9 protein-coding genes and 2 tRNA genes are annotated in these 10,785 nt (G+C 68.5%); 6 read left to right on the top strand and 5 right to left on the bottom strand.

The window, feature by feature from the left end:
- Nucleotides 1–141 precede the first annotated feature (141 nt).
- On the top strand, nucleotides 142–807 hold the full coding sequence (locus tag JM949_RS36260) for a hypothetical protein (RefSeq protein WP_238432427.1): 666 nt from the start codon (nucleotides 142–144) through the stop codon (nucleotides 805–807).
- Here JM949_RS36260 and JM949_RS02070 read toward each other — a convergent pair.
- On the bottom strand, nucleotides 751–2,034 hold the full coding sequence (locus JM949_RS02070; protein WP_203146757.1) for a glycosyltransferase 87 family protein: 1,284 nt from the start codon (nucleotides 2,032–2,034) through the stop codon (nucleotides 751–753). The genes JM949_RS36260 and JM949_RS02070 overlap by 57 nt on opposite strands.
- A 72-nt stretch (nucleotides 2,035–2,106) precedes the next feature.
- Here JM949_RS02070 and orn point away from each other — a divergent pair, with 72 nt between their 5' ends.
- Both orn and JM949_RS02060 read left to right on the top strand, forming a co-directional pair.
- Nucleotides 2,107–2,697 carry an oligoribonuclease gene (gene orn / locus JM949_RS02065; RefSeq protein ID WP_203146756.1) on the top strand — a complete coding sequence of 197 codons (591 nt, stop codon included), beginning with the start codon at nucleotides 2,107–2,109 and terminating at the stop codon, nucleotides 2,695–2,697.
- A gap of 104 nt (nucleotides 2,698–2,801) precedes the next feature.
- Nucleotides 2,802–2,874, top strand: a tRNA-His gene (locus JM949_RS02060).
- A gap of 199 nt (nucleotides 2,875–3,073) precedes the next feature.
- On the opposite strand, the gene JM949_RS02055 is transcribed toward JM949_RS02060, so the two are convergent.
- Both JM949_RS02055 and JM949_RS02050 read right to left on the bottom strand, forming a co-directional pair.
- On the bottom strand, nucleotides 3,074–4,363 hold the full coding sequence (locus tag JM949_RS02055; protein WP_203146755.1) for a L,D-transpeptidase: 1,290 nt from the start codon (nucleotides 4,361–4,363) through the stop codon (nucleotides 3,074–3,076).
- Between the two features lie 248 nt (nucleotides 4,364–4,611).
- A complete protein-coding gene (locus JM949_RS02050) occupies nucleotides 4,612–5,874 on the bottom strand; it encodes a L,D-transpeptidase (RefSeq protein ID WP_203146754.1) in 1,263 nt (420 codons plus the stop codon).
- Between the two features lie 187 nt (nucleotides 5,875–6,061).
- On the opposite strand from JM949_RS02050, the gene JM949_RS02045 reads away from it, so the two are divergent.
- A tRNA-Lys gene (locus JM949_RS02045) sits at nucleotides 6,062–6,137 on the top strand.
- 403 nt (nucleotides 6,138–6,540) lie between these two features.
- Nucleotides 6,541–7,212, top strand: coding sequence for a DUF3644 domain-containing protein (locus JM949_RS02040; protein ID WP_407664676.1), 672 nt, complete (start codon nucleotides 6,541–6,543; stop codon nucleotides 7,210–7,212).
- A gap of 250 nt (nucleotides 7,213–7,462) precedes the next feature.
- Here the strand turns inward: JM949_RS02040 and JM949_RS02035 are convergent, their stop codons facing one another.
- The gene (locus JM949_RS02035) at nucleotides 7,463–8,464 is read right to left on the bottom strand and encodes an aldo/keto reductase (protein ID WP_203146752.1); all 1,002 of its coding nucleotides are present in this window, start codon (nucleotides 8,462–8,464) and stop codon (nucleotides 7,463–7,465) included.
- A 277-nt stretch (nucleotides 8,465–8,741) separates the two neighbouring features.
- On the opposite strand from JM949_RS02035, the gene JM949_RS02030 reads away from it, so the two are divergent.
- Complete coding sequence (locus JM949_RS02030; RefSeq protein ID WP_203146751.1) at nucleotides 8,742–9,446, top strand: TetR/AcrR family transcriptional regulator; 705 nt, start codon at nucleotides 8,742–8,744, stop codon at nucleotides 9,444–9,446.
- Between the two features lie 169 nt (nucleotides 9,447–9,615).
- On the opposite strand, the gene JM949_RS02025 is transcribed toward JM949_RS02030, so the two are convergent.
- A complete protein-coding gene (locus JM949_RS02025) occupies nucleotides 9,616–10,611 on the bottom strand; it encodes an aldo/keto reductase (protein ID WP_309231958.1) in 996 nt (331 codons plus the stop codon).
- Nucleotides 10,612–10,785 lie beyond the last annotated feature (174 nt).

Genomic DNA, 10,785 nt, shown 5'->3' with positions numbered 1-10,785 from the left:
CTGCCGGTCCGGCTGGAGCCGGCCGGCGGGGCAACCGGCGCCCCGGCCGCCGCGCCGGTCACGCCGCTGGGCCAGCCGTTCTGGGTACGCGAGGGGATCGGCTCGCTGCAGTGGAGTGCGGACGACCTCACCGACGAACCGATGAGCCTGGTGGTGATGCGCCCCGACGGCGGCGCGGACCTGACCCTGGACCTGCGCGCCGAGTTACGGGCCGGGTGGACCGGTCCGGCCACCTGGGCGCTGCTCGCCGTCGGCGTGCTGCTGGTGGTGGGTGCGGCGCTGCTTCTGCTGCGTCCGCTGCGTCCCCGTGAAGTGATCTTCGTGGTCGAGCCGGACCAGGTGCCGGTGCTGGCCGGTCGGCTCGGGGTGACCTCGCTCAGTGGCCTCGGCGCGCGGGGTGCCGGCGCGACCCCGCCGTTGCCGGCGGTACGGCAGCTCACCCCGGTTGGTTCGGGGGCCCCGGCTCGGACCCGGTGGGCGATCGGTGCCGAACCGGCGCGGCCGGCCACCCTCGCCGACCTGGAGGAGCCGGTCCGGCTGCCTCGGCCACCGGGGGTGGCGCTGAGTCTCGCGTGGCCCCCGGCCGTTGCCGAGGAGGCCACCGCCCAGCCGGTGCGGGTCCCGCCGGCGCGGCCGCGCCGGTGGCGGCGGACGAAACGGCGAGTGGCCCTCCACGCTGCCGACGTGGAGGGCCACCCTCACCGGGGGATCGGTGCTACCCGAGCGACGCTTGAGGTAGATGCGGACAGATTACCGCTTTTGGCGGCTACTCGACAGGTCTGTCCAGTTGGTGCGATTCTCGGGTAGCTGTCTGGACCGCACCGGCAAGGCCGCCAGCAGCAGCAGGCTGAGCAGCACGTAGGTGTTCTGCAGGACGAAGTCCAACGGGTCACGGGTGCGGACCGGTGCCACGCCCCAGGCCTGGAACGTCACCACGCCGTAGATGGTCACGGCGGTGATGCCCAGCGCGAGCCCGGCCAGCCACCGACGTCGGCCTGCCTCGTCGGGGCGGTTGGCGCTCAACGCCGCGTCGGCGAGCAGCACCACCGCCGGCACGAACCAGTAGATGTGGTGGGTCCAGGTGATCGGGCTGGCCAGGGCACCGACCAACCCGGTCAACGTCAGGCCGGTCAACGGGTCGCCGGCCCGCGCCGCGCGGGCGGCCCGCCACAACCCGTAGCCGGCGACCACGGCGACCACCAGCAGCCAGATCAGCCGGCCCGGCTTGTCCGGCGCGGTGAACCGGCTGAGCAGGCCGAACAGCGACTGGTTGCCGACGATGTCGGTGCGCCCCACCCGCTCGGTGGTCCACAGTTCGTGGGTCCAGAACCGCCACGAGTCGCGTGGGGCGATCGCCGCCGCCAGCAGGGTCGCCGCCGCCGCGGTCGCGCTCGCCACCGCCGCGGCCCGCCAGCGTCTCGTCGCCAGCAGGTACACGATGAAGATGCCGGGGAAGAGCTTGAGCGCCGTCGCCAGCCCCACCCCCACCCCCGCCCAGCGTCGCGCCTGCGGGACCGCGAACAGCAGATCGGCCAGGATCAGCACGACCAGCAGCATGTTGATCTGGCCGAAGGTGATCGTCTCGCGGACGCTCTCCACCGCCAGCACCAGCAGTACGGCGGCGACCACCGTGAACGTCCGGGGCAGGTCGTGTCGGGCGATCACCGGGCCGACCAGCCAGCGGGTGGTCAGCACCACGGCCAGCACGGTGAGCACCGTGAAGATGGTCACGGTGGCCCCGAGGCGGAGCAGGCCGAACGGCCACAGCAGCAGCGCGCTGAACGGCGGGTAGGTGAAGTACAGCTCGCCCTGCACCCGGTCGGGTTGAACGTAGTCGTAGAGCGGGTGGCCGACCCGCCACCAGTCCATCGCGGACATGTAGATCTTGAGGTCGAAGAAGTTGTGCACGAGGCCCGGCAGGTACAGCGCTGGCAGCACGGCGGTGAGGGCCACCACCGCGACCAGGCGACGGACCGTACGGCCGCCGGGATCGTCTTCGGTGACGGCGGGCGGTGCGACGGGTTCTGCTGGCACCCCGAAACCCTAGCGGTCCGCTCCGCCGAGAGCGCGCAGCCGCAGGGCGTGGGCTGCGCGTAGGCTGTCGCCGTGGCTGATCTCCTCGTCTGGATCGACTGTGAGATGACCGGGTTGGACCTCGGCAGGGACAAACTGATCGAGGTCGCGGCACTGGTCACCGATCCCGACCTCAACGTGCTGGGTGACGGAGTCGACGTGGTGATCCACGCCGACGAACTGGCGCTGGAGGCGATGCCGGAGATCGTCCAGACGATGCACGCCAAGTCCGGCCTGACCGAGGAGGTCCGCCGCTCGGCGGTGACCCTCGCCGAGGCCGAGGACCTGGTGCTGGACTACGTCCGCACGTTCGTCAAGGATCCGCGGACGGCCCCGCTGTGCGGCAACTCGATCGCCACCGACCGGGGTTTCATCACCCGCGACATGCCCCGCCTCGACGCGCACCTGCACTACCGGATGATCGACGTTTCGTCGATCAAGGAACTCTGCCGTCGCTGGTACCCCCGGGTGTACTTCGGTCAGCCGCAGAAGGGCCTCGCGCACCGGGCGCTGGCCGACATCCGGGAGAGCATCCGGGAGTTGGAGTACTACCGACGCACGGTGTTCGTCCCGCTGCCCGGCCCGGACGTGGAGACCGCCAAGGCCATCGCCGCCGAACTCTGAGCCCGACCGGGCCGACCGGCAACCCGCTGGACGTGCCCGGCTGCGGTGTGGCTATTATTGGTCCGCACCCCGCCCGGGGAGATTGACCGGGCGACGGCGGCATGGTGGCTGTAGCTCAGTTGGCAGAGCACCGGGTTGTGGTCCCGGTTGTCGTGGGTTCAATTCCCATCAGTCACCCAGCTGGTGCCACGACTCAGGCCCCCTCTCCGGAGGGGGCCTGAGTCGTCATGGGGAAGATGGTCGGCGACGGTGACCGTCGGTCACCGCTGTCGGGGCGGACGCGCTATCGAGCGGTATACCTCAGCGGAATATCTATTCCTCTGAGGTATACCGCTTCTCGGCGCAATGCCTTCCCGCACCGACTGCGACGACTCGCTCAGGCGGTCGGCGTGGCGGACGGGGTGCCCGCCCCGTCCGGGGTGGCGGTGGTGTCCGGGTCGGCCGGCGGCTGGTACGGCAGGGCGCTGCCCTTGACGTACTCGTCCCAGCTCATGTTCCAGTCGGTCCAGCCGTTGCCGTTCTGCAGCTTGCGCTCGGTGCCCTTGACCGTGATCGGGTCGCCGATCTGGGTGTTCTTGAAGAGCCAGTCGCCGTTGGCCATCGACACGTTCACGCAGCCGTGCGAGACGTTCGTGGTGCCCTGCTGCCCCTCGGACCAGGGCGCGGCGTGGATGAACTCGCCGCCCCAGGTGAGACGCTGCGCGAAGTCAATCTTGGTGCGGTAGCCGTCCTCCGGGCCCAGCTCCTCGAACGTGTCGAAGACCGTCTTGCGCAGCTTCTCGATCACGACCATGGTGCCGCTGGACGACGGGGTGCTCTTCTTGCCCAGGCTCACCGGGATGGTCTTGATCACGGAGCCGTTGCGGGTCACCGTCATCCGCTTGGTCTTGTTGTCCACCGTCATGATCAGCGCCGAGCCGATCTTGATGTCCACACCGAGGTCGGCGCGGCCGTACCACCCGTCGCCCATCGGCAGGCCGCCGGCCTGCACCCGGTACGAGACCTTGCTGCCGGTCTTCCAGAACTCCTTCGGCCGGTACCGGATCTCGGTGGGGCTGACCCAGTGCCAGATGCCCTCCTGCGCCGGGGTCGAGGTGACAGTCATCCGGCGCTGCACGTCGTCGCGGTAGTCCTCCGGGATGCCCCGGCTGAACTTCACGATCAGCGGCATGCCCACCCCGACCACCTGGTTGTCACCGAGGAAGCTGCTCACCCGGACCTCGTTGCCCGGCTTGGCCATGGTGGTGAAGGTGCTGGTCGCGGTGGCCGGACGCCCGTCGTCGCCGGTGGCGGTCACGGTCGCCGTGTAGCTCGTGCCGTACTCCAGGGCGCCGGTCGGCAGCCACGACTTGCCGTCCGCGGCGAGGGTGCCCTCCACCGCCTTGCCGGCCGCGTCCTTGAGCTCGACGGCGGTCTCCTTGGCGTCCTTCGTGGTGAAGGTGATGCCGGTGGAGGCGGGCACGTCCTTGGCGTCGGCCGCCGGCTCGCTGATCGTCGCCGCCGCCTTCGGTGCCGGGTTCTCGCCGCCGCCGTGCCACGAGGACGGCTTGCCCCCGTCGCCGTCGGTGCAGGCGGCGGTGAAGGCCAGCGCCACCGCGAGAAGCCCCGCCGCCAACACGCGGCGTCGCCCACCGGGCCTGATCAGCTGATCTTGGCTAGCTCGCATGATTCCCTCACAGTCGTGGTCGCTGCCCCATCGTCTCCTACTGACGCGCGAAAGCCGGCCCCGGTTGCCGAGGGTGAAGCGAAACACGCCACCGATAGTGCCGGAAAGTTGCTACTATCCGGCGTTTCGTGAGCCGGGCTCGTCTGCGTACCGGAACTGCGGGGTAGGCCGCGCCGTCGTCGCGGCGGGGAGTGCAAGGGTACGCGCCGGCCCGGCCACCGGGCCGGGCCGGCGCGACAGCCCGAGGCTCAGAGCGCCGGACCGGCCCCACCGCTGGGAACCGGCAGCGCGCTGCCCTTGATGAACGCCGACCAGCTCAGACTCCACGCCGTCCAGCCGTTGCCGGCGGTGATCCGGCGCTCGGTGCCCTTGATCGTGATCGGGTCACCGACCCGGGTCTTGTCGAACAGCCACCTGGCGTTCGCCATCGACACGTTCACGCAGCCGTGCGAGACGTTCTGCCGCCCCTGCACGTGCTCCGACCACGGTGCGGCGTGGATGTACTCGCCGCCCCAGGTGAGCCGCTGGGCGAACTGGATGTCGGTGACGTAGCGGTTGGCCGGGTCCGGGTCGTCGCGGGTGTCGAAGACCGTGGCCTCCTTCTTCTCCATCACGACCATCGTGCCGCTGGACGACGGCGTGCTCTTCTTGCCCAAACTCACCGGGATGGTGCGCACCAGCGCGCCGTTCTCGAACACCGACATCTTCTTGTTGGCGTTGTCGACCTTCATCTCGAAGGCGCGACCGATCTTGGCGGTGGCCTTGCGGTCGATGTCGCCGTAACGGCCGTTGCTCAGCGGCATCCCCGCGATGGCGATCCGTACGGTGATGGTGGTGCCCGGCTTCCAGTACTCCGGCCCCCGGTAGTAGGCCTGCGTACCGTTGTCGACCCAGTGCCACGCCCCCGGCTGCGGCGGATCGGTCCGGACGAACATCCGCTTCTGCACCGCCGCCCGGTCCCTCTTCGGGATGCCCGGGTGGAACTCGGTGACCACCGGCATGGCCACCCCGTAGCTCTTGTCGTCGAAAAGGTACAGGCCCGACCCGATTGTCGACTTCGGCTTGGCCATCGTGGTGAAGGTGCTGGTGCCCTGACTGCTCGTACCGTCGGGCCCGCCGGCTGTCACCGTGGCGGTGTAGCGGGTGCCCCACCTCAGGGGCGTCGACGGTACCCAGGCGGAACCGTCGGTGCGCAGCTTGCCCTCGACCGAGCCGCCACCGTCCGCCGTGAGGGTGACCGAGGACACCTTTCCGCCGTCCGGGAGCTTCGCGCTGATCTCCGTGCTCACCGGCCGGTTCTTCGCGCCGTTGGCCGGGCTCAACGTGAGCGCCGGCCCGCTCGGGGAACTCGACGCCGACGGCGGGACCGAACCGGGTGCGGCGCTCACGTCTGACGACGCCCCGCCCACGAATTCCGGATTCTTCTTGTCGTCACCGCACCCGGTCAGTGCCAGCGATGCCACCAGAGTCAGAGCGCCCACCACCGCCCCGGCTCGCGTGAACCGTGCCATGCCCACCTCTGTTCTCGCGTACCTGGCGGACATCGTGCCGCATGAGTGCCGCAACCCACGCCCCCACGGTGAGCCGACGAAGCTGTTTGTGCCGTTTTGCCCGCAAAGCTCGACCGAAGGGGGGAGTCGGGCAACCGAATTGGAGCCCGGGTGGGAGGGGTGCTAATGTTCTCTCCGTTGCCGACGAGCGCCGCTAGCTCAACTGGCAGAGCAGCGGACTCTTAATCCGCGGGTTCGGGGTTCGAGTCCCTGGCGGCGCACCAACGAGATAGGCCCTGACCTGGTGGTTCACACTGGGTCAGGGCCTTTTTCTTGTGCCTCGGTGGTGGGGTGGTCGCTCGGTGGGTGCTCGGGAGCCGTTGGACGGCTCAGGCGCTGTAGGGACCAGGCGCTGTGCTCGTGGACATCAGCGGCATCGGGTGGCGCCGGTGTTGTGCAGCCCCGACCCGGGCCGGGCTGAATCCACTGCTGGTCGGTCGAGTGCGGCAGGGGCATTGCCGTCCTACCGACTGGCCGGCGAGCGATTGCAGGGTCGTCAGCCGGTGCGACCGCGACACCTCCGTGTTTTCCATGACCGGCTGCCCGTACGTGGCCAGGTTAGATTTCCGCTTGTCTTGAGCGGCCTCTAAGTGTGATCCTTCATGCTGGACGTGAAGGACGTGCGAAATGGCATACGCCCGTTGGTGCCACATTCTCACCGAGTCGCAGCGACACGCCCTAAAGGCAGTGGACGAGTGGAACTGCTCAAGCGGCAACTACTGCGACTTCCTCACCCACATGCACAAGGCATGGCACTACCTGTTGCATGCTGAGTTCCACCAGGCAAAGATCGACTATCACTACAAGGACGCCCAGACCGGCGAGTACAAGTTGATCGACGGAGAGCCGAAGGCGTGGGATCTTGAATTCTGCTTGAAGCGGCGCTATCCCAACAGCAGCGACCCGGTCAGACTGAACGCAGAGCTATTCGTAGCGCTGCGTAATAAAGTGGAGCATCGATACGAGCACAACGCGAAGGTCGCGACAGGCGGCAAGGCGCAGGCGCTTGTCATGAACTACGAGCATGAGATGGTTAGCCACTTCGGAGGCGCCTTCAGCCTCGCCGAACGACTCCGCTTCCCCGTCTCGCTCCAGTCCCTGACCGCCGAAGGACGTGAGCAGCTTCGAGCGACTGCCGCGAAGTTGCCGAAGGGCACCCGCGATCTGGTCGCGAAGTTCGAAGCGGCCATCGATCCGGCTGTGCTGGATGACTTGAAGTACGACTACCGGGTACGGCAGCCGCCGTTTGAGATGTTGCTGGTGGGGTCGGGTAGACGAGGTGCGGCGGCCACCCCGTGATCGTCTGTCTGCCGTGGACATGACTTCAGATCTGGCGGTGGCCGCGCAGCGTAAACCGTAGACGCCGCGTTCTCCGCACCGCGCTTGCGAATTGGCAGGACGGTCCAGGTTGAGCCCATCCGCCACTGCGGGCCGATGGGCAGCAGGTCAGCGAAGGTTACGTGCGGTGAGCCTACCCATTTCGGTACCCGCGCCGGTGATGGCGACTACCTTGAACATTCTTGTCGTCCTCCTCTCGTGGTACCTGCGGTCAACGCTCGCTGTCGAGCTTGGCCATGTGTTGGGAGGGATAGCGGTTGCCGGCTGCTGATCCGGCGGGAACAGCGGCTTCGATCGCGGCGAGGTGATGTTCGTTCAGAACGAGGTCTGCTGCGGCTACCGATTCGGCGAGCCGGTCGCGGCGGCGCGCACCGACCAGTGGCACGAGGTCCGGTCCGCGTGACGCGACCCAGGCGATCGCGACCTGCGCGACGGTGGCGTCGATCGACTGGGCGACCTGCCCAAGTGCGTCAACCAGAGCGAGATTCGCCCGCAGGTTCTCGCCCTGGAAGCGCGGCACCTGTCCGCGAAAGTCGTTGCCCGCCAGCTCCCGGTCGGGCGTCCAGTGCCCCGACAGCAGCCCTCGTGAGAGCACGCCGTATGCGGTGATCCCGATGCCCAGCTCGCGGGCGGTGGGCAGGATCGAGGCCTCGATTCCGCGGGAGAGCAACGAGTACTCGATCTGTAGATCACTGATCGGGTGCGCGGCGGCCGCCCTGCGCAGCGTTGATGCGCCCACCTCGGAGAGACCGACGTGGCGTACGTAGCCGGCCTGGACCAGCTCGGCGATTGCGCCGACCGTGTCCTCGACCGGCACGTCCGGGTTCAGCCGGGTGGGGCGGTAGATGTCGACATAGTCGGTTCCGAGCCGACGCAGCGTGAACGCGAGTCGATCCTTGACAGCAACCGGGTCCGTATCCGGGGGCGCCGGCTGGAATCCACCGTCCGGGCTGCGCCGGCTTCCGAACTTGACACTGATCACTACGTCTTCGCGGTTGCGCTCCTTCACGACGTCCCGGATCAGCAGCTCGTTGTGGCCTGAGCCATAGAAGTCGCCGGTGTCGATAAGGGTAATTCCGGCGTCGAGCGCCGCGCGGATCGTGGCGATGCTTTCGGCGTCATCCGCTGGCCCGTACAGGTCCGACATACCCATGGCGCCCAGCCCGAGCCGGGATACCTCAGGTCCGTTGGACCCCAGTCTGCGCTTGTCCATCGCGTCTCCTTCTGATCGTCGTGTCGACTACCGCTTGAGCTGGAGCAGGTCTCCAAGTGATCCCAGCCGGACGCGATCCAGCTGCTCGGGAGACACGGGCGCAGCCACCTTGAGCGTCTGTCTCGGGGATGGAGCCCTCAGCGCAGGTGCTGCAGGGCTCTCGACCTGGATCCCGCCGCAACCACCGGCGTTACCAACGATAACGGAATATCATTGATAGCGCTACAGAGCTTCCGGTGGAAATGGAGCGATAACATGCCGGTGTTATCGTTGTCCCGTGAGCGAGCGCGGCGCGGTACGCCAGCGAATCATCGACGCGGCAGCGGCCCTCCTGCAGTCACAGGGCCGCGAGGCGGTGACCACTCGCGCCGTGAGCGCGGCGGCAGGTGTCCAGCCACCGACGATCTACCGGCTGTTCACCGACATGCACGGCCTGCTCAGCGCGGTGGCGTCCGCCGGGTTCGACACCTACCTGGCGGGAAAGCAGAGCCAGAGTTTGACTGATGATCCACTTGAGGACCTACGCACCGGATGGGACACACACGTCCGGTTCGGCCTCGAACACCCGGCCTACTACCTGCTCATGTACGGGGAGCCGGATCCGGGCCGTCGTTCCGTGGCCGCTGAAAGGGCCCGGCAGTGGCTGCGCATGCTGGTAGAACGCGTCGCCGCGGCCGGCAGGCTCGCGGTCAGCATCGAAACCGGCGTAGGCATGGTCCACGCCGTCGGCACCGGGGTGACTTTCAACCTCATCGGCACACCACCCGAGGAGCGCGACCTCGACCTCTCCCGCCGGCTCCGGGAAGCGACGATCAACGCCATCACCGGCGCGGCAGCCCCTAGCAACGGGCGTGACTACCCGCAACGCGCAGCCGGACTGAAGGCCGTGCTTGATGATGCCGCCGAACTGCTCACGCCCGGCGAACGCGCGCTCCTGAATGAGCTGCTCGACCGCCTCGCGGACGCCCGACCGCGCCCTTGACATCCGAACGGCGCAGGGTCGGACGCCACGCCGCTGACGATCATCGTCGCCGGTCCGGTGGTGTCCCTCGCCGGCCGCGCCCATGATGCGAGGGCTGCCGCACCTCAGCGTCGGTCATTCACCGCCCCGGCGGCGTTGCGAGCAACCGGGCGGGCGCTCCCCGCCACGGTCACCGTTCGCTGTCCAGGTCTGCCATGGCCGGGGCCGCATACCGCTCACCGGCCGCCGCGCCAACTGGTACCGCCAGCTCGATGGCGGCCAGGTCGTCGTCGGTCAGCCTCAGATCGAGCGCCCCCAACGACTCCGTCAGCCGGTCAGGGCGGCGGGCACCGACCAGGGGAACGATGTCCTCTCCTCGGCTGAGAACCCAGGCGATGGCGATCTGCGCGACGGTGGCGCCCCGCGCGGCGGCGATGGTCCGTAGTGCTTCGACCAGGCCCAGGTTCGCCACCAGGTTGTCACCCTGGAACCGCGGGCTGAAGCCCCGGAAGTCGCCGGGAGCGAGTGCCTGCTCGGCCGTCCATCGGCCGCTGAGCAGGCCCCGGGAGAGGACGCCGTAGGCCGTCAGGCCGATACCCAGCTCGCGCAGGGTGGGCAGGATATCCGCCTCGATGCTCCGGGAGAGCAGCGAGTACTCGATCTGCAGGTCGCTGATGGGATGCACGGCGTTCGCCCGGCGGATAGCCTCGGCACCCACCTCGGAGAGACCGATGTGACGAACTCGGCCGGCCTGTACCTGCTCAGCGATGGCACCGATGGTCTCCTCGATCGGTACCTCAGGATCGAGCCGGCTCAGACGGTAGATGTCGACGTAGTCGGTGTCGAGGCGGCGCAGGGTGTAGGCGAGGAAGTTGGCGACCGCCTTGGGCCGGCCGTCGGAGCCGTGCCAGCCGCCAGCGGCATCGCGCAGCGTCCCGAACTTGACGCTGATCATGACCTGCTCCCGGTCGCGACCGCGCAGCGCCCGGCCGATCAGCATCTCGTTGTGCCCCATGCCGTAAAAGTCGCCGGTGTCGATCAGGTTGACCCCGGCGTCGAGCGCAGCGTAGATGGTGGCGAGGCTCTCGGCCTCGTCGGCTGGGCCATAGAGATCGGACATCCCCATCGCGCCGAGTCCGATCGTGGAAACCCGCGGCCCGTTGCGGCCGAGTGTCCGTGTCTGCACGTCGCTCCTGTCCTGGTTGCCGTACTGCTCGCAACTCCCGGCCGCCGGAGGCAGGAACGGCGACGACCGGGACGATTGCGGCGACCCCACTCGGACGCTCCAAAAATAGCCGCCAGCCCGCTGGTCGGTGCCCTGAACGCGAAAAGCCGCCCCTGCCGCCGCCGGTCCGCTCGC

It is taken from the genome of Micromonospora tarensis, from assembly GCF_016803395.1.
Lineage (GTDB): Bacteria > Actinomycetota > Actinomycetes > Mycobacteriales > Micromonosporaceae > Micromonospora > Micromonospora tarensis.
Note: the sequence above shows the minus strand (reverse complement) of the source record. Positions and strands in the feature narration are given on the sequence as shown.

What these genes read in the sequence shown, in the direction of transcription:
- JM949_RS36260 (WP_238432427.1), top strand. Translation starts at nt 142, where the DNA reads ATGAGCCTGGTGGTGATGCGCCCCGACGGCGGCGCGGACCTGACCCTG.
- JM949_RS02035 (WP_203146752.1), bottom strand. Translation starts at nt 8,464, where the DNA reads ATGGACAAGCGCAGACTGGGGTCCAACGGACCTGAGGTATCCCGGCTC.
- JM949_RS02050 (WP_203146754.1), bottom strand. Translation starts at nt 5,874, where the DNA reads ATGGCACGGTTCACGCGAGCCGGGGCGGTGGTGGGCGCTCTGACTCTG.
- JM949_RS02040 (WP_407664676.1), top strand. Translation starts at nt 6,541, where the DNA reads ATGGCATACGCCCGTTGGTGCCACATTCTCACCGAGTCGCAGCGACAC.
- JM949_RS02055 (WP_203146755.1), bottom strand. Translation starts at nt 4,363, where the DNA reads ATGCGAGCTAGCCAAGATCAGCTGATCAGGCCCGGTGGGCGACGCCGC.